The organism is Streptomyces sp. MB09-01 (assembly GCF_033794505.1).
Lineage (GTDB): Bacteria > Actinomycetota > Actinomycetes > Streptomycetales > Streptomycetaceae > Streptomyces.
The window spans coordinates 44054-62615 of record NZ_JARAYQ010000019.1 but is presented as its reverse complement, the minus strand read 5'-3'; the positions used below and the strand labels follow the sequence as shown (position 1 = coordinate 62615).

14 protein-coding genes are annotated in these 18562 nt (G+C 72.3%); 8 read left to right on the top strand and 6 right to left on the bottom strand.

Translation table 11 applies throughout. The annotated features are described in order from the left end of the window. The first annotated feature begins 96 nt into the window (after window positions 1-96). Complete coding sequence (gene cofD / locus PV721_RS06770) at window positions 97-1056, top strand: 2-phospho-L-lactate transferase (RefSeq protein WP_319721903.1); 960 nt, start codon at window positions 97-99, stop codon at window positions 1054-1056. Next, window positions 1053-2366: a coenzyme F420-0:L-glutamate ligase gene (locus PV721_RS06765; protein WP_319721902.1), complete on the top strand. Its 1314-nt coding sequence runs from the start codon at window positions 1053-1055 to the stop codon at window positions 2364-2366. The genes cofD and PV721_RS06765 overlap by 4 nt, the downstream gene beginning before the upstream one ends. A gap of 27 nt (window positions 2367-2393) precedes the next feature. On the opposite strand, the gene PV721_RS06760 is transcribed toward PV721_RS06765, so the two are convergent. Then, on the bottom strand, window positions 2394-3392 hold the full coding sequence (locus PV721_RS06760; RefSeq protein ID WP_319721901.1) for a DNA-3-methyladenine glycosylase 2 family protein: 999 nt from the start codon (window positions 3390-3392) through the stop codon (window positions 2394-2396). A gap of 412 nt (window positions 3393-3804) precedes the next feature. Further along, window positions 3805-5211, bottom strand: coding sequence for a peptidoglycan recognition protein (locus tag PV721_RS06755; protein ID WP_319721900.1), 1407 nt, complete (start codon window positions 5209-5211; stop codon window positions 3805-3807). 139 nt (window positions 5212-5350) lie between these two features. On the opposite strand from PV721_RS06755, the gene PV721_RS06750 reads away from it, so the two are divergent. The 4 genes from PV721_RS06750 (at window position 5351) to PV721_RS06735 (ending at window position 11298) form a co-directional block, all read left to right on the top strand. Next, entirely contained in the window at window positions 5351-6103 is a 753-nt protein-coding gene (locus PV721_RS06750) for a TIGR03089 family protein (RefSeq protein WP_319721899.1), read from the top strand. 74 nt (window positions 6104-6177) lie between these two features. Beyond that, window positions 6178-7572: an LCP family protein gene (locus PV721_RS06745; RefSeq protein WP_416371040.1), complete on the top strand. Its 1395-nt coding sequence runs from the start codon at window positions 6178-6180 to the stop codon at window positions 7570-7572. Between the two features lie 222 nt (window positions 7573-7794). Beyond that, a complete protein-coding gene (locus PV721_RS06740) occupies window positions 7795-9528 on the top strand; it encodes an LCP family protein (protein WP_319721897.1) in 1734 nt (577 codons plus the stop codon). Between the two features lie 60 nt (window positions 9529-9588). After that, a complete protein-coding gene (locus PV721_RS06735) occupies window positions 9589-11298 on the top strand; it encodes an LCP family protein (protein ID WP_319721896.1) in 1710 nt (569 codons plus the stop codon). Between the two features lie 96 nt (window positions 11299-11394). Here PV721_RS06735 and PV721_RS06730 read toward each other — a convergent pair whose 3' ends face one another. Next, on the bottom strand, window positions 11395-12420 hold the full coding sequence (locus PV721_RS06730; protein ID WP_319721895.1) for a glycosyltransferase family 2 protein: 1026 nt from the start codon (window positions 12418-12420) through the stop codon (window positions 11395-11397). Between the two features lie 291 nt (window positions 12421-12711). Between PV721_RS06730 and PV721_RS06725 the strand changes: the two genes are divergently transcribed. After that, entirely contained in the window at window positions 12712-14094 is a 1383-nt protein-coding gene (locus PV721_RS06725) for an LCP family protein (protein ID WP_319721909.1), read from the top strand. 45 nt (window positions 14095-14139) lie between these two features. Here the strand turns inward: PV721_RS06725 and PV721_RS06720 are convergent, their stop codons facing one another. Beyond that, complete coding sequence (locus PV721_RS06720; RefSeq protein WP_030659854.1) at window positions 14140-14676, bottom strand: acyl-CoA thioesterase; 537 nt, start codon at window positions 14674-14676, stop codon at window positions 14140-14142. A gap of 106 nt (window positions 14677-14782) precedes the next feature. Between PV721_RS06720 and PV721_RS06715 the strand changes: the two genes are divergently transcribed. After that, window positions 14783-16084: an LCP family protein gene (locus PV721_RS06715; protein WP_319721894.1), complete on the top strand. Its 1302-nt coding sequence runs from the start codon at window positions 14783-14785 to the stop codon at window positions 16082-16084. 30 nt (window positions 16085-16114) lie between these two features. Here PV721_RS06715 and PV721_RS06710 read toward each other — a convergent pair whose 3' ends face one another. Further along, on the bottom strand, window positions 16115-17197 hold the full coding sequence (locus tag PV721_RS06710) for an NDP-sugar synthase (protein WP_319721893.1): 1083 nt from the start codon (window positions 17195-17197) through the stop codon (window positions 16115-16117). Window positions 17198-17305: 108 nt separating this feature from the next. Further along, window positions 17306-18463, bottom strand: coding sequence for an acyl-CoA dehydrogenase family protein (locus PV721_RS06705; RefSeq protein WP_319721892.1), 1158 nt, complete (start codon window positions 18461-18463; stop codon window positions 17306-17308). Window positions 18464-18562: the final 99 nt, after the last annotated feature.

Genomic DNA, 18562 nt, shown 5'->3' with positions numbered 1-18562 from the left:
GTGGTGGTCGGTGGGGGCACCTCCCAGCTACCGCTGGGAGGTGCCCCCACCGACCACCACCCCTCAGCGACAGCCTCCGGCTGACAGACTGTCCGCATGCGCATTGTTGTTCTGGCCGGCGGTATAGGCGGCGCCCGGTTCCTTCGCGGACTCAAGTCGGCAGTGCCCGACGCGGACATCACGGTCATCGGCAACACCGGTGACGACATCCACCTGTTCGGGCTCAAGGTGTGCCCCGACCTGGACACGGTGATGTACACCCTCGGCGGTGGCATCAACGAGGACCAGGGCTGGGGCCGCACCGAGGAGTCCTTCACCGTCAAGGAGGAGCTCGCCGCGTACGGGGTCGGACCCACCTGGTTCGGCCTCGGCGACCGCGACTTCGCCACCCACATCGTCCGTACGCAGATGCTCGGCGCGGGCTACCCGCTCAGCGCCGTCACCGAGGCCCTCTGCGACCGCTGGCAGCCCGGGGTGCGGCTGCTGCCCATGTCCGACGACCGGGTCGAGACCCACGTCGCGATCACAGAGGCGGGCACCGGGGAGCGCCGCGTCATCCACTTCCAGGAGTACTGGGTCCGGCTGCGCGCCTCGGTGGCGGCGGAGGCCGTCGTACCCGTCGGCGCCGAACAGGCGAAGCCCGCCCCGGGCGTGCTGGAGGCCATCGCCGCCGCCGACGTCATCCTCTTCCCGCCGTCGAACCCCGTGGTCTCGGTCGGGACGATCCTCTCCGTGCCCGGCATCCGGGAAGCGGTGGCCGCCGCCGGGGCGCCCGTGATCGGCCTCTCCCCCATCGTCGGGGGCGCGCCCGTGCGCGGGATGGCCGACAAGGTGCTGGCCGCGGTCGGCGTCGAGGCCACGGCCGCGGCCGTGGCCCTGCACTACGGGACGGGGCTGCTCGACGGCTGGCTGGTGGACACCGCCGACGCGGACGCCGTCGCGGAGGTGGAGGCCGCCGGGATCACCTGCCGCGCGGTGCCGCTGATGATGACCGACCTGGAGGCCACCGCCGAGATGGCCCGGGCCGCGCTGGAACTGGCGGAGGCCTCCCGGTGACGGAGCCGACCCCTGGGGACGCTCCCTCGTACGAGGTGCGGGCCGTCGGCGGGATGCCGGAGGTCAGGCCCGGCGACGACCTGGCGAAGCTGATCACGACCGCCGCGCCCGATCTGCGCGACGGGGACGTCCTACTCGTCACCTCGAAGATCGTCTCAAAGGCCGAGGGCCGGATCGTGGAGGCGGACTCGCGCGAGGAGGCCATAGACGCGGAGACCGTACGGGTGGTCGCGCGCCGGGGCCCCCTGCGCATCGTCGAGAACCGGCAGGGGCTGGTGATGGCCGCCGCCGGGGTGGACGCCTCCAACACCGCCCCCGGCACCGTGCTGCTGCTGCCCGAGGACCCCGACGCCTCGGCCGCCGCGATCCGCGCCGGGGTGCGCGACATCCTCTCCGTGGACGTGGGCGTGGTCGTCACCGACACCTTCGGGCGGCCGTGGCGCACCGGGCTCACCGACGTGGCCATCGGCTCGTCCGGGGTGCGGGTCCTGGACGACCTGCGCGGCGGCACGGACGCGCACGGCAATCCGCTCAGCGCGACGGTGGTGGCGACCGCGGACGAACTGGCCGCCGCGGGCGACCTGGTCAAGGGCAAGACGGCGGGGCTGCCCGTGGCCGTCGTGCGCGGCCTGGCCCACGTCCTCGGCGAGGGCGCCTCGGCACGGGACCTGGTGCGCACCCCCGCCGACGACATGTTCCGGCTGGGCACCTCGGAGGCGGTACGGGAAGCCGTCACGCAGCGCCGTACCGTACGGGCCTTCACGGCGGAGCCGGTGGACCCGGGTGCGGTACGGCGGGCCGTGGCCGCGGCCGTGACGGCCCCGGCCCCGCACCACACGACGCCGTGGCGGTTCGTGCTGCTGGAGTCCGAGGCCTCGCGGGCGGAGCTGCTCGACGCGATGCGGGACGCGTGGATCGCGGACCTGCGGGCGGACGGCAAGTCCGAGGAGTCCGTGGCCAAGCGGGTGCGGCGCGGGGACGTGCTGCGGGGCGCCCCCTACCTGGTCGTGCCGTGCCTGGTGACGGACGGCGCGCACCACTACGGGCATGCGCGGCGGGACGCGGCCGAGCGGGAGATGTTCGTCGTCGCGATGGGCGCGGGCGTACAGAACCTGCTGGTCGCGCTGGCCGGGGAGCGGCTGGGGTCGGCGTGGGTGTCCTCGACGATGTTCTGCCGGGACGTGGTGCGGGAGGTGCTGGGGCTGCCGCAGGACTGGGACCCGATGGGGGCGGTGGCGGTGGGTCACCCGGCCGCGGCGCCGGCCGAGCGTACGGTCCGGTCCGCGGAGGACTTCATCCGGGTGCGGTGAGCCTTCGGGCCGGACGGGGCCGGCGGCTCAGAGCCGGCCGATGTCTCCGCGCGGCATGCGGGGCGTGCGGCGGGGCGGGGTGTGGCCCGCGAGGAGGATGAGCCGGGCGGCGCGGTGGCGCTGGCCGGCGTACGGGGCGAGGAGCTCCAGCATGGCGGCGTCGTCGGTGTCGCGGTCCCCGACGAGGGCGTAGCCGATGATGCCGGGGAGGTGCAGGTCGCCGGTGGTGACGGCGTCGGGGTCGCCGTTGCTGCGCTGGAGGGTTTCGGCGGAGGTCCACGGGCCGATGCCGGGGACGGCCTCCAGCCGTCGCACGGCCTCGGCCGGGCCCATGGCGGCGGCCTCCTCCAGGCGGTTCGCCACGCGGGCGGCCCGGACGATGGTGGTGGAGCGCTTCGCGTCGACCCCGGCCCTGTGCCAGTCCCAGGAGGGGATCATGGCCCAGGTGCGGGCGTCGGGGACGACGTACAGGTCCTGCGGCCCGGGCGCGGGCTCGCCGTACTGCCGGACGAGGCGGCGCCAGGAGCGGTAGGCCTCGTCGGAGGTGACCTTCTGCTCCAGGATCGTGGGGATCAGGGATTCCAGGACCATGCCGGTGCGGGTGAGGCGCAGGCCGGGGCGGCGGCGGTGGCTGGCGTGCACGAGGCGGTGGCGGGGGACGAAGACGGCCGGGTCGTCGCCGGCGCCGAGGAGCACGGGGAGCTGCTCGAGGAACCAGTCGGCGCCGGGACCCCAGGCCTCGGCGTGCACCTGCTCGCCCGCGCGGGCCACGCGGAGCGTGGCCGGGCCCTGCGGGGTGCGGGCGGTGCGCCAGAGCGAGCCGTCCGGGGTGGTGCGGAAGGTGGGGTCGGCGGGGCCGCGCCTGAGGGGGCCGAGGGTGAGGCCGAGGTCGAGGGGGCCTTCGGGGTTCCACCGGCGTTCCTTGGCGCCGGCGCCGGCGCCGGCGGTGGTTCCCCGGCCCGTGGGGACGTCGGTGCGGCCGCCGCGCACTGCGGTACGGGTGAGGGGATCGAATCGGCCGGCCATGCGTCGAGCGTAGCCCTTGCGCCCCACCCTCCCGGGGCTCCGCCCCGGACCCCACCGGGCTCCGCCCGGACCCGCGCCTCAAACGCCGGCGAGGCTGCAAGACCGGGCTCCGCCCCGCACCCCGCTCCTCGAACGCCGGAGGGGCTGGATTCGGCCGAGCTGCGCCGGCAGGTGCCGCCCGACGGGCTGGATCGCCGCGGAGCGGCAATTCCCGCCCCGCCGGCGCTTGAGGCGCGGGCGGGGAGCGACGTAGGGCTCCGGGCCGGAGCCGCCGTACGGGTGTCCGGGGCAGAGCGCCGTACGGGTGTCCGGGGCAGAGCGCCGTACGGGTCCGGGGCGGAGCGCCGGTAGCGGGGCCGCTGCCCGGGCCCCGGGGCGGGGCCGCCTGGTGGATCCTGCGGGCCGCCGGAGGCTAAGGGCGGCCTTGGAGTTTGGCCGAGTTCGTGCGCGTCGCCGGGAGTTTGCCGTACAGCTTCTTGCCCGGGCATTCCGTGGCGAAGCCGTCGCGGTGGCCCGCGATGACGTTCATCGACACGTTCCTGCCCTTGGGGTAGCGGTTGCCGCCGCCCGACGTCAGGGTCGTCTTCGCACGCGGGTCACGCCCGAAGAGGCCGAGCTTCCAGGCCGTGAGGCGGGCGACCGCGTCGACCGCCACCGCCGGGGGAGCCGCGGACGCGTAGGTGCCGAGCACCACGACGCCCATGCTGTTGGTGTTGAAGCCCATGGTGTGGGCGCCGAGCACCGCCTTGGACACGCCGCCCGCGCGGCCCTCGTAGACCGTGCCGCACTTGTCGACGGCGAAGTTGTAGCCGAGGTCGCGCCAGCCGCTGCTGAGCACGTGGTAGCGGTACAGGCTGCGCAGCACCGCCGGGGCGTCCTTGCAGGCGTAGTTGTTGCCGGAGGCGCTGTGGTGGACGAAGGCCGCCTTCACCGTGCTGGTGTAGACGAAGGCCTTCTCGCGCAGGGACTCGTCCGCGCCCCACCCCTTGCGGGTGACGATCCGCGGGCGCGGGCCGATGAACGGGGCGGCCGCCGGTCTCAGTCCGCCGTCGCTCGCGAAGACCGCGTCGGCGGTGGAGTCGGCCTTGTTCAGCTCGGTGATCTCGTCGGCGCCGAGCGCGGCGTGCGGCAGGTTCGCCGCGGAGGACTCGGCCATCTCCATCGTCAGGCCGGGGGCCACCACCTCGCCCTTGTCGTCGCCGACCGGGCCGCCGTTCTTGCCGTCCGCGGTCCTGACGGGCACTTCCGCGCCGGGGTCGACGAGTTCGATCCGCATGCCCGAGGGCAGCCGGGATCCAGGGCGGTTGGCCGGTGCGTCGCCGGGTTCCGCCTGGACGCGGACCTCGATGCCGTCGGACTCGCCGACCCACAGCGGGGCGGTGGCGCCGCGGACGCGGCCGGACGCGCGTTCCGCCGCGCCCGGGTCGGCCGCGTGCTCGCTGTTGTGGATCTCGACGTCCTGCCAGTCGGACCAGGTGGCGGTCCGGGCGGAGCGGGTACGGACCTGGACCCGGCCGTGGAGTTCGGTAGCGGCGTCGTCCCAGACGACGCCGACCAGCGAGAACGTCCTGACCTCGCGGGCGGCCAGGCCCTGCGTCTCGGGTCCGCGGGGCGAGGCGGTCCTGCCGGGGACACCGGGGGTGCGGTCCGCCGCGGGTCCCAGGGGGACGAGCGGCAGCGACTGGGTGGACCCGCCTGGGGTCACGGGAGCGACCGCGCCCGCGGCAGGAGCGGCCAGGGCCGGAGTAGGGAGCGTGAGGGGCAGGGCCAGTGCGGCCGCCGTCGCGACGCCGATCGAGGAAGCAAGGAATCCACGCATGAAAAGGATGGTGAACACCCGCACGGCCCGGCGCCATCCGAGAACTGACGGTGCGTCCAGGGGCGGGCCGTGTACCCCTCCCCCGTACGGTGGAGCCGGTGGCCCCGTACGAGGGACGGGCCCGCGTACCCTGTGCCGGGTGAACGCCACTGACCGCACCCCTGCCGACCTGCTGCGATCCGCGCTCGCCGCCGATCCGGGCCGCCCGCTCGTCACCTTCTACGACGACGCCACCGGCGAGCGCGTCGAATTGTCCGTCGCGACCTTCGCCAATTGGGTGGCCAAGACCGCCAATCTGCTCCAGGGCGACCTGGGAGCCGAACCCGGTGACCGGCTCGCGCTGCTGCTCCCGGCGCACTGGCAGAGCGCCGTCTGGCTGCTGGCCTGCGCCTCGGTCGGGGTCGTGGCCGAGATCGGCGGCGATCCGGCCGGTGCGGACCTCGTCGTCAGCGGGCCGGACACGCTGGAGCAGGGTCTGGCGTGCGGCGGCGAGCGGGTGGCGCTCGCGCTGCGGCCGCTGGGCGGGCGCTTCCCGCAGGCACCGCCGGCCGGGTACGCGGACTATGCGGTGGAGGTGCCGGGCCAGGGCGACCGCTTCGCCCCGTTCGTGCCGGTGGACGCCGAGGGTCCCGGACTGGTCGTCGGCGGCGAGGAGCTCTCGTACGCGGCGCTCACCGACCGCGCCCGCGAGGACGCGGCGAAGCTCGGCCTCGGAGCGGACTCGCGGGTGCTGACCGGGCTCGGCTACGACACCTGGGACGGGCTCTCGGCCGGGCTCTACGCCGCGCTGGCCGCGGGCGGGTCCGTGGTGCTGTGCCGGAACCTGGACCGGCTGTCCGCGGAGGCGCTGGCCCAGCGGGTCGAGAGCGAGCGCGTCACCCACACCGTGTAGCCGCGTCAAGGGTCCGGCGCCGGGGCCCGTCACCCACACTGCTCACCTGCGACAACGGGCGATTTATCACCCGCATGGCGCTAGACACGACCCCGTCCCCAGGCTGCTGCGTCGGCTCGGGGGCAGGATCGGCAGTGGCCGCACTCACCCGTACGGCCGGGCCTGAGGTCGTAGCGGCGAGGGGACGGACGCCAGTGACGGGCAGTGCAGGCATACCGGGCGCCACCGATGCGGCCGGGGGCGCCGAACGGCCCCCCCGGAACCGCAGGCGCCGGCTGCTGCGCTGGATCGGCCTCGGGCTGGCCTTCCTGGTCCTGGCGGGGGCGGCCACCGGCTGGTGGCTCTACAACAAGCTCGACGGGAACATCACCGAGGACACCTCGGCGGCGGCCGAGCTGGGCCGCTACGAGCGCGACCGCCCGGCGCACCTCGCCACCGGATCCCAGAACATCCTGCTGATCGGCTCGGACTCGCGCTCCGGCAAGGACAACGCCCCGTACGGGCAGGACGAGGGCACGCAGCGCTCGGACACCACGATCCTGCTGCACCTGCCGCAGGACCGCGGGAGCGCGACGGCGGTGTCGATACCGCGGGACCTGATGACGGAGATCCCGCCCTGCCTGAAGGCGGACGGGAGCCGCACCGCCGACCGGTTCGCGCAGTTCAACTGGGCGTTCCAGTGGGGCGGGGCGGCCTGCACGATCCGTACCGTGGAGAAGCTCACCGGGATCCGGGTCGACCACCACATGGTGATCGACTTCGGCGGGTTCAAGAAGATGGTCGACGCCGTCGGCGGCGTGGAGATCTGCCTCAAGGAGCCGGTGGACGACTCCGAGGCCAAGCTGAAGCTGGCCGCCGGGCGGCAGACCCTCCAGGGCGAGCAGGCGCTGGGCTTCGTCCGCGCCCGGTACAGCCTGGGCAACGGGAGCGACACCGAACGGATGGAGCGCCAGCAGCAGTTCCTCGGCTCGCTCGTCAAGAAGGTGAAGAGCAACGGGGTTCTGCTGAATCCGGCGCGGCTGTATCCGCTGCTGGACGCGGCGACCTCCTCGGTGACCACGGACCCCGGGCTGGCCTCGCTGCGCGACCTGTACGAACTCGTGCGAGGCGTGAGGGACATACCGACCGGCCGGGTGCAGTTCCTGACCGTGCCCCGCCGGCCCTACTCCGCGGACCCGAACCGGGACGAGCTGGTGGAGCCCGACGCGGCGCGGCTGTTCGAGCAGCTGCGGACGGACCAGCCGGTGACGGTCGCCCCGCCGGAGCCAGTGAACACTCCCGCTCCCAGCCCCTCGCTCCCGTCGACTCCCACCCCCACGAACGCACCCACGGACGCACCCACGGACGGCACCGAACCGGCCGCGACCACCGGGGCGACGCCGGACACGACCCCCGAGGGAACCGCGACGCCCCCCGTTCCCGTCCCCACCTTTACCGGCACCACGGCGGAGAACGCCGACTGCCGGTAAAGCAATCCCAAAAGCCGGTGACCGAACCGAGTGGGATGGGCGGTTCGCCCCGTTATAAGGGGAGTGGAATTTGTCACCAGCATGGTTTGCCGCCGAACAGGGCGGATAAGGTGAGCGATCCGGTGCCCGGCCGGACCAGAGACAGGGCACCAGCAGCCGGATCGTTGACCGGGCGCCCGGGGGAGGCGCGTCGCGAGGCACCGACGGAGGATTCGAGCAACCGTGGATGCGCAAAGCCGTGGACGGGCGGACGAGATCGACCCCGCCGACCAGTGGGTGCTCAATCCCCGCACCGGCAGCTACGAACTGCAACTGGGCGACTCCGCTGCGCAGCAGCGGCCCAAGGTCGCCGCGCCCCGTAGATCGGCCTCGGTCCCTGCCGCTCCCACCGCCCCCTCCCCCGGCGTTCCGAAGCCGCGCCGTGGCGACGGCCCGCCCGGGGGGCGGCGAAGCGGACGCTCCCGCAAGGGCGGTGGCGGCGGACGCCGCAAGAAGGCGCTGCTGATCACCAGCGGGGCGCTGGCGTTCCTGCTGGTCGGCGGCGCCACGGCGGCGTACCTCTACTACGACCACCTGAACGGCAACCTCAGCGTCACCGACGTCGCGGGAGCGGGCACCGGCGGTTTCAAGAAGGACCAGGCCATCAACATCCTGGTCATCGGCACCGACAAGCGCAGCGGTGCGGGCAACGAGGGCTACGGGGACAAGGACAGCGTCGGCCACGCCGACACCACGATCCTGTTCCACGTCTCGAAGGACCGGACGAACGCGACCGCCCTGTCCATCCCCCGCGACCTGATCACCGACATCCCGGCCTGCCCGACGAAGCAGCCGGACGGTTCGACGAAGACGATCGCGCCCGCCAAGGGCACCCGCTTCAACACCAGCCTGGGCCAGGAGGGCCGCGACGCGGGCTGCACCATGCGCACGGTCAAGGAACTCACCGGGGTCGAGGTCGACCACTTCATGATGGCCGACTTCAACGCCGTCAAGACGCTGAGCACGGCGGTCGGCGGAGTACCGGTGTGCCTGGCCAAGGCCGTGAACGACGAGGACGGCTCCCATCTCAAACTGGGCCCCGGCGAACACCGGCTGCAGGGCGAGCAGGCCCTCGCCTTCGTCCGCACGCGGCACGGCTTCGGCAACAACAGCGACCTCGACCGGATCAGGATCCAGCAGCAGTTCCTGGGTTCGATGATGCGCGAGATGAAGTCCAAGGAGACGCTGACCAGCCCCAAGAAGTTCCTGTCCCTCGCGGAGGCGGCCACCAAGTCGCTGAGCGTGGACTCGGGCATCGGCTCCATCGCCAAACTCACCGACCTTGCAGGTGAGTTGAAGAACATCGACACGAAGAACGTCACCTTCACCACCCTGCCCGTGAAGGACAATCCGGCCGAACCGGAGGGCAAGAAGGCGACCGTCGTCGTCGAGAAGTCACTGGCCGACCCGCTGCTGCAGATGATCCGGGGGGACGTCTCGCTCACGGAGGTCGAGAGGAAGGAGCAGGCCGCGAAGGAGGCGGCCGACGCGGACGCGAAGGCCAAGCAGGACGCGCTGCTCCAGGGCAACAAGGCGCCCGCGGCGAGCGTACGGGTGGAGGTGTACAACGGCGGTGGCCCCAGGGGCGCCGCGTCCACCACCCAGAACTGGCTGAGCGCCAAGGGCGTGCCCAAGGCGGGCAGGACCGGCAACGCACCCGCGAAGGTCGATGCCACGCAGCTGGAGTACGCGCCCAACCAGGCCGACCAGGCCCGGGCGCTGGCCGAGCTGCTGGGTCTGCCGGCCACCGCGATGAAGATGGGGACGGCCGACGCCTCGGCGAAGACGGCGATGAAGCTGACGCTGGGTCCGGACTTCAAGGAGCCGGGAGCCCCGCTGGCGGCGGCCCCCGCCGTGCCGGCGCTGTCCGACGACGTCCAGCAGGCCCAGGCCGACAAGGCGGTCTGCGCCAAATAGCAGGACGCAGCCGGTCGTACCGGCACACTGACGACCAAGAAGGATCTTGAGGGGGAACGCGTGAGGCACAGCAGCGTGCGGGGGGAGGGGGCGACCGCCCAGGCCACCGGGGAGATATCCGGCGGCGGGGCGGACGAACCCGGCGTGGTGCCCGCACCGCGGGGCGGCTCCAGGGCCGCCCTGCGTGCGGATGCCCGACAGCGCCCCACCAGGCGGGGGCGGCGGCGCGTACTGCGCTGGGTGTCGTCCGTGCTGTCCCTGCTCATACTCGGGACGGCCGGGGCCGGATACCTGTACTACCGCCATCTGAACGGCAGCATCCACACGGACGCGCTCAACCTCGGCGAGACCAAACTGGGCGGCTCCAAGCCCAACGCCTTCGGGCAGACCCCGCTGAACATCCTGCTCATCGGCTCCGACGCGCGCAACGACGCGGAGAACCAGGCGCTGGGCGGGGGCACGGACACCTTCGACGGCCCGCCCCTCGCGGACGTGCAGATGCTGCTGCACCTGTCCGCCGACCGCAGCAACATGTCCGTGGTCTCGATGCCGCGCGACACGATGCTGATGATGCCCAAGTGCACCGAGCCGAACGGCAAGGTGCACCCCGCCAGCAAGGGGCTCGTCCAGACGAACGAGTCCCTCCAGCGAGGCGGACCGGGCTGCACCGTCGCCGCGTGGACCGAGCTGACCAAGATCCCCATCGATCACTTCATGATGATCGACTTCAAGGGCGTGGTGTCCATGGCGGACGCCATCGGCGGCGTCCCGGTCTGCGTCGAGGAGAACGTGCACTCCCGCACCCGCGACGGCAAGGGCTCGGGCCTGAAGCTGCCGAAGGGCGAGAACGTCATCCAGGGCGAGGTGGCCCTGCAGTGGCTGCGCACCCGCTACGGCTTCGAGGACGGCACCGACATCGGGCGCACCCACGCCCAGCACCAGTACATGAACTCGATGGCCCGCGAGTTCCGCAAGAACGCCAAGCTCACCAATCCGGTGAAGCTCAACAGCCTGGCGCAGGCGGCGATCCAGGCCATGGTCGTGGACACCGGCCTGAACAAGATCGACAAGCTGTACGACCTCAGCATGGAGCTCAAGAAGGTTCCGCCGGGGCGGATCACCATGACCACCATGCCCTGGGTCTACAGCACGAAGCCCGGTCTGGACGGACGCGTCGAGCCCATGGCGGGCGAGGCCGAGGACCTGTTCCGGATGGTCCGCGAGGACATCGCGCTGGACGGCAAGGGCTCCGGAACGCCGACGGACGGCGCCTCCCCCTCGCCGGGCGCGAGCGGTACCCCGTCCGCCCCGTCCCAGCAGCCGACCACCGCCCCGACCACCGCTCCCGCCTCCGCGCCGGCGAAGATCGTGGTCAGCGTCCGCAACGCCACCGCCGGCAAGGACGGCGCCCAGGGCAGGGTCAAGAACCGGGCGAACGACGTGGCCGCGCTGCTCGCCGCCAAGGGCTTCGCCAAGGCCGGCGCCGACACCCAGACCGGGGCCGAGGACACCACCGTGGTCCGCTTCGCCACCGACGGCCAGGCGGCCGACGCGGCGGCCGTGGCCACCGCGCTCGGTCTGCCGGCCGCCTCGGTGCAGAAGTCCGACCAGGTCTCCGGGATCGTCCTCTTCGTCGGGAAGGACTGGCGGACCGGCGACGCTCCGACCCCGCCGCCGCCCGCCCCGACCGTGGCCCCCACGTCCGCCCACGCGCTCAACGGCGACAACGACAAGGCCTGCATGGCGATCCAGCCGGGCTTCACCTGGTAGCGGGTCCCCGGTTCCCCGTAGCAGGCGGAAGGGGCCCGGCGCGGAGGCTGTGCACAGCCTCCGCGCCGGGCCCCTTCGTACGTCCGGACGCGCGGGTCAGACCTGCGTGGAGTCCCGGTGCACGGCCGGGCGACGGCTCGCGATGAGCTTGTTCGCCAGGGCCCGCGGGCTGGTCAGGAAGCCGAAGCCCCAGCACAGGTGCATGGTCGCGAGGGCCACGGGGATCTGCGCCCGGGCCTTCAGCGGCAGCCCCTTGCCGGCCGGCACGGAGCCCACGGCGATCGCCGCGAGGTAGCCGGCCGGGACGGCGAAGCCCAGGGGGGTGACCGTCGCGCCCACGACCACGCCCGCGGCGAGCGCGCAGACGAGGGTCGGCGGGGCCAGGTAGCGCAGGTTGATGGAGCCCGAGTGGTAGCGGGCCACCACGTGCCGCCAGCGCCCGTAGTCCTTGTACTGCTTGGCCAGGGCCTTCACCGAGCGCCGGGGGCGGTACTGCACCTTCAGCTCCGGCGAGAACCAGATCAGGCCGCCGGCTTCGCGGATGCGGAAGTTCAGCTCCCAGTCCTGGGCGCGGATGAACTCCTCGTTGTATCCGCCCTGCTGTTCCAGCGCCTCGCGGCGGAAGACACCGAGGTAGACGGTCTCGGCGGGTCCCGCCTGGCCGCCGGTGTGGAAGGGCGCGTTGCCGACGCCGATCTTCGAGGTCATCGCGGCGGCGACGGCCTCTTCCCACGCGTTCTCGCCTTCGGCGTGCATGATCCCGCCGACGTTCTGCGCACCGGTCTCGTCCAGGAGGCGGACGGCGGTGGCGATGTAGTTCGGCGAGAGCATGCCGTGGCCGTCGACGCGTACCACGATCGGGTGACGCGAGGCCTTGATGGCGGCGTTGAGCGCCGCCGGGGTCCGGCCGGTGGGATTCGGGACGGTGTGGACTCGGGGATCCTCGGCGACGAGTTCGGCGGCGATCTCGTCGGTGCGGTCCGTGGACGGCCCGAGTGCGATCACCACCTCCATCTCGCCCGCATACTCCTGTTCCAGGATGTGGCGGACGGAATCACGGAGGTAGTGCTCCTCATTGAGCACCGGCATGATCACCGAGACTGCGGGCTGCTGGGCGGGCATGTGGTCCTTCAAGGTCGGGTATCGGTGTCACGTTACCGCGTACGGGGGAACCAGGTGCGCGCCGAGTGATCGGTAAGGACAACCGCTGATCGTATGGGCCTACTGTTCTGTCGAATCAGCTGAATCCGACTCGACTCCCGACCGTTCTCCCTGCTGCTTCCCGCGGAGGTGTCCACCGTGCCCCAGCCGCACCGTCCCACCCGTCCCGCCGGGCCGTCCCAGCCGCAGCGCGCAGGGCGCGGCGGTGGCGGCGGCCCGGCCCGGCGCCGGGACGATCGCCCCCGGTGGGGGGTGCGGCTCGCGGCCGGGCTCTCGGTGGTGGTGCTGGGCTCCGGGGCCGTCGGGCACGCCGTGATGACCGGCCTGGACACCGGGATCGAGCGGGTGGACCCGTTCAAGGACATGAAGAACCGCCCGCAGGCCGGACACGGCCTCAACTTCCTGCTGGTGGGCACCGACGGCCGGGAGAAGATCTCGCCGGAGGAGAAGCGCGAGTACCGCCTGGGCGGGGCGCCCTGCCACTGCACGGACACGATCATGCTGGTGCACCTGTCGGCCGACAAGGAGCGGGCCAGCGTGATCAGCCTGCCCCGCGACAGCTACGCCGAGGTGCCCGCGCACCGGGACCTGGTCACCGGCAAGGCGCACCGGGCCCACCCCCTGAAGCTGAACGCGGCGTACGCGGAGGGCGGCCCCAACCTGACCGTGCGGACCGTCGAGAACATGACCCGGGTGAAGATCGACCACTATCTGGAGGTCGACTTCACGAGCTTCATGAAGACGGTCGACGCGATGGGCGGCGTGGAGATCTGCACGGCCAAGACCATGCGCGACCCGAACACCGGCCTCGACCTGCTGCCCGGCACCCACCGCCTCAGCGGCGGCCAGGCCCTGCAGTACGTGCGCTCGCGCCATGTCGACGGCGCCTCCGACCTCGGCCGGATGCAGCGTCAGCAGCGGTTCATCGCCGCCCTGATCAAGCAGGCGACGGGCGGCGGGGTGCTGCTGAACCCGGTCAAGTTCAAGGAGGTCAGTTCCACCCTGCTCGGCTCGGTGCGCGCCGACAAGGACTTCGGCTCGGAGCAGATGCTGGCGCTCGGGCAGGCGATGCGGGACTTCACCCCGTCCTCCTCGGAGTTCGCCTCGGTGCCCGTCGGCGACCCCTCGTTCCGCCTCAAGGGCATCGGCTCCACCGTGAAGTGGGACGAGCCGAAGGCCGCCAAGCTGTTCGAGGCCCTGCGGGAAGACCGGCCGCTGGCTCCGCCGCAGCCCGGGAAGAGCGGCGCCGGCCGGCCCGCGGCGGTCCCGGTGGACGTGCCCCCGCAGCAGGTCCGGGTCCAGGTGGAGAACGGGACGCGCATCGACGGGCTGGGCGGGCGGGTCGACGCGGCGCTGCGCGCCACCGGCTTCGACACCACCCGCGCCCCGGGCAACGGCGCCAGCCGCGACGTCAAGCGCACGGTGATCACGTACGACCCGCGCTGGGACCGCTCGGCCCGGTCAGTGGCGACCGCCCTGCCGGGCAGCCAGCTGCGGGCGGTGGCGGGCCAGGGCCGGACGGTGCTGGTCGTCGCCGGCTCGGACTACCGCAAGGTGGTGCCGGTCCGCGCGGAGGACCCGTACCAGGGCGCCTTCGGGGTGGTCACCGGCGACCAGGTGGTCTGCGGGACATAGCCGCGCCGGGCGGGTCAGGGCAGGTCCGGTCCGGGCCGTCAGTCGTCAGTCGTCGAAGCCCTGGGCCGCCCGCTCCTCGCGCAGCGCCATGATCGCCTGGCGGCGGGCGAGGCGGTGGGTGCGGCGGATCTGGGCCTCCTGGTAGCGCCGCTCGTCCTGCTCCGTCTCCGGGAGCACCGGCGGGACCTGGCGGGGCTTGCCGTCGGCGTCCACGGCCGCGAAGACGAGGTAGGCGCTGCCGACCTGGGTGGCGGGCGTGGACTCGTTCCACCGCTCCGCGAGGACCCGTACGCCGATCTCCATGGAGGAGCGGCCGGTCCAGTTGCACTGCGCCTTCACGTGGACGAGGTCGCCCACGCGCACGGGGGCGAGGAAGGCCATCTCGTCCATGGAGGCGGTGACCGCCGGGCCGCCGGAGTGGCGCCCGGCCACGGCGCCAGCCGCGTCGTCCACCAGCTTCATGATCACGCCACCGTGCACCGTGCCGAGGAGGTTGGTGTCGTTCGCGGTCATGATGTGGCTGAGGGTCGTACGGGAGGCCGCGGTCGGCTTCCCGGGCAGCTCGCCCGGTATCTGTGTCATACGGACACCTTAGAGCCGTATCAGAGGCATCAGCTTCGCAACAGCCCCGGTACGGATCCCGCCCCGGGCTGTCGGTCTGCCCGCCCGGGCAGGCATCCTAGGGCGCATGAATGACTGGCCAGAAGGTCGTGACGACGGATACGGGCGCGGCAGCGCCCAGCCGCAGCCCGAGGGCGCCCGGCGGATGCGGCACGTCCAGCGGCAGCCGCAGCAGCCCGCGCAGCCCCCGCGCCCGCAGCGCCCGGCGGGCCCGCCGCCCGCGTACGGCGTACCTCCGCAGCAGGCCGGCGGCCACGACACGTACGGCGGTTACGACAGCGGTTACAACACCGGCCAGGTCTACGGATCGCCCGCCGGCGCCCCGGGCGGTCCGGCCGGTCCCGGCGGGCCCTCGGGACCCGGCCGCCCCGGACGTGCGCCCGGCCCCGCCCCGGACTGGCGCAAGCGGATCAAGATCGGCTCGATCGTGCTGGTCTCCGCCCTGCTGGTGACCACGGTCTCCACCTACTTCTGGGCGGACTCCAAGGTGCGCCGCGAGGTGGACCTCTCCAAGGTCATCGAGCGCCCGAAGGAGGGCGACTGCACGACGTACCTGATCGTGGGCTCCGACAGCCGCGAGGGCATGTCCGACGAGGAGAAGAAGAAGCTCCACACGGGCTCGGCGGAGGGCAAGCGGACCGACTCGATGATGATCCTGGCGAAGTGCTCCAGCGGGAACACCATGATCTCGCTGCCGCGCGACTCGGACGTGGAGATCCCCTCCTTCGTCGGCTCCCAGTCCGGCAAGAAGTTCCCCGCCCAGGGGCGCCGGGTCAAGCTCAACGCGGCGTACGCCGAGGACGGCCCGGAGCTGCTCGTGCGGACGGTGGAGCACAACACCGGCCTGCGCATCGACCACTACGCGGAGATCGGCTTCGCCGGCTTCGCGAACATCGTGGACGCGCTGGGCGGCGTGGAGCTCGACATCGAGGAAGGCTTCAAGGACGAGAAGTCCGGGGCCGACTTCAAGGCGGGCAAGCAGACCCTCAACGGCGAGCAGTCGCTGGCCTTCGTACGGACCCGCTACGCCTTCGCCGAGTCGGACCTGCAGCGGACGAAGAACCAGCAGAAGTTCCTGTCGGCGCTGGCCGGCCAGGCGGCGACGCCGTCCACGGTCCTCAACCCGTTCGAGCTCTACCCGCTGCTCGGCGCCGGCCTGGACACGCTCATCGTCGACAAGGACATGGGCCTGTACGACATGGGCCAGATGTTCTTCGCGATGAAGGGCGTCAACGGCGGTGACGGCGTGTCGATGAACATGCCGATCTCCGGGCAGCGCGGCGGCAACCTCGTCTGGGACAAGGCGAAGGTGCAGCAGCTGGTGAAGCAGATCCAGAACGACGAGAAGGTCACCGTCCGCGGCAACTGACCGCGGCGGCGCCCCCTCCCCGGACCCCGGTCAGGCGTCCGGGGAGAAGCGGATGGCGGCGGCGGGCAGTTGCGCCTCGCACCACACCCGCGCCCCGGAGCGCAGTTCGTTGTCGGCCCCGACCACGGCCCCGTCGCCGATGACGGCGCCGTCCAGCACGGTCCGCGCGCCCACCGCGGAGCCGGCGCCGATCAGGCTGGCGCTCACCTGGGCGTCCGGCCCGATGACGGCCCCGTCGAGCACGATGGTGCCCTGGACGACCGCTCCCGCCTCGATCCGGGCGCCCGCGCCCACCACGGTGCCCCCCGACAGCTTGGCCCCGGCCGCCACGTGGGCTCCGGGCAGCACCAGGGACTCGCCGCGGCGTCCGGGGACCGCCGGGGAGGGGACCACCCCGCGGACCAGGTCGGCGGAGGCCTGGATGATGGACTCGGGCTTGCCGAGGTCCATCCAGTAGGTGTTCTCGGTGACGCCGTGCAGCTTGGCCCCGGAGGCGAGCAGGCCGGGGAAGGTCTCGCGCTCGACGGAGACCGGGCGGCCGGCCGGGATGGAGTCGATCACACTGCGGCGGAAGACGTAGCAGCCGGCGTTGATCTGGTCGGTGATGATCTCTTCGGGGGTCTGCGGCTTCTCGGTGAAGGCCAGCACCCGCCCCTCGGAGTCGGTGGGGACCAGGCCGAAGGCGCGCGGGTCCTCGACGCGGACCAGGTGCAGGGAGACGTCCGCGTCGGCCGCCTCGTGCGCCTCGACGAGACCCGCGATGTCCAGGCCGGTGAGGATGTCGCCGTTGAAGACGAGGACGGAGGAGTCCGGGCCGCCGGTCAGCCGCCGGCCGGCGTTGCGGATGGCGCCGCCGGTGCCGAGGGGCTCGTCCTCGACGACGTACTCGAGGGTGAGGCCGAAGGCGGATCCGTCGCCGAAGTAGGGCTCGAAGACCTCGGCGAGGTAGCAGGTGGCCATCACGATGTGGGTGACACCGGCGGCTGCGGCCCTGGCTATCTGGTGGGCGAGGAAGGGAACTCCGGCCGTCGGCACCATCGGCTTGGGCGTGTTCACCGTCACCGGACGCAGGCGCGTCCCTTGTCCGCCGACCAGCAGGATCGCTTCCGTCATTGCGTTCTCCCCAACCGATTCCGGCGTACGAAGGTCCAAATTTAGCCCATCCAGGGCGTGCAAAGGCCGGAGACGGATGTGCGCATCCGCCTCCGGCCTGGGAGGACGTTACGGCAGGTTGCGGGCCATGACGATCCGCTGGACCTGGTTGGTGCCCTCGTAGATCTGCGTGATCTTCGCGTCGCGCATCATGCGCTCCACCGGGTAGTCACGGGTGTAGCCGTAACCGCCGAGGAGCTGGACGGCGTCGGTGGTGACCTCCATGGCCACGTCGGAGGCGAAGCACTTGGCCGCGGCGCCGAAGAAGGTCAGGTCCGCGTCGACGCGCTCGGACTTCGCGGCGGCCGCGTAGGTCAGCTGGCGGGCGGCCTCGATCTTCATGGCCATGTCCGCGAGCATGAACTGCACGCCCTGGAAGTCGCCGATCGGCTTGCCGAACTGCTTGCGCTCCTGGACGTAGCCCTTGGCGTAGTCCAGGGCGCCCTGCGCGATGCCGAGCGCCTGGGCCGCGATGGTGATGCGGGTGTGGTCCAGGGTCTTCATCGCGGTGGCGAAGCCGGTGCCCTCGGCGCCGATCATGCGGTCGGCGGGGATCCGGACGTTGTCGAGGTAGACCTCGCGCGTCGGGGAGCCCTTGATGCCGAGCTTCTTCTCCGGGGCGCCGAAGGACACGCCCTCGTCGCCCTTCTCGACGACGAAGGCGCTGATGCCCTTGGAGCGCTTCTCCGGGTCGGTGACGGCCATGACCGTGTAGTACTCGGAGACGCCCGCGTTGGTGATCCAGCGCTTGACGCCGTTGAGGACCCAGAAGTCCCCGTCGCGCACGGCGCGGGTCTTCATGCCGGCGGCGTCGGAGCCCGCGTCCGGCTCGGAGAGCGCGTACGAGAACATCGCGTCGCCCTTGGCGAGCGGGCCGAGGTACTTGGCCTTGAGCTCTTCGGAACCGGAGAGGATCACCGGGAGCGAGCCGAGCTTGTTGACGGCCGGGATGAGGGAGGAGGACGCGCAGACGCGGGCCACCTCCTCGATCACGATCACGGTGGCGAGGGCGTCGGCGCCCGCGCCGCCGTAGGTCTCGGGCACGTGGACGGCGTGCAGGTCGCTCGCGACCAGGGCGTCGAGGGCCTCCTGCGGGAAGCGGGACTCCTCGTCGACCGCAGCGGCGAACGGCAGGATCTTCGCCTCGGCGAGCGAGCGGACCGACTCGCGGAGCATGTCGTGCTCCTCGGCCGGGCGGTACAGGTCGAAGTCGGCAGAACCCGCCAAGATCTCTCACTCCCCAGGGTGATGCGTGATGCTAACTACCGTTAAGTAACCCAAGCTTAGTGGCCCGGTCACGGATGGCGATATGGACGGCCTACGTGA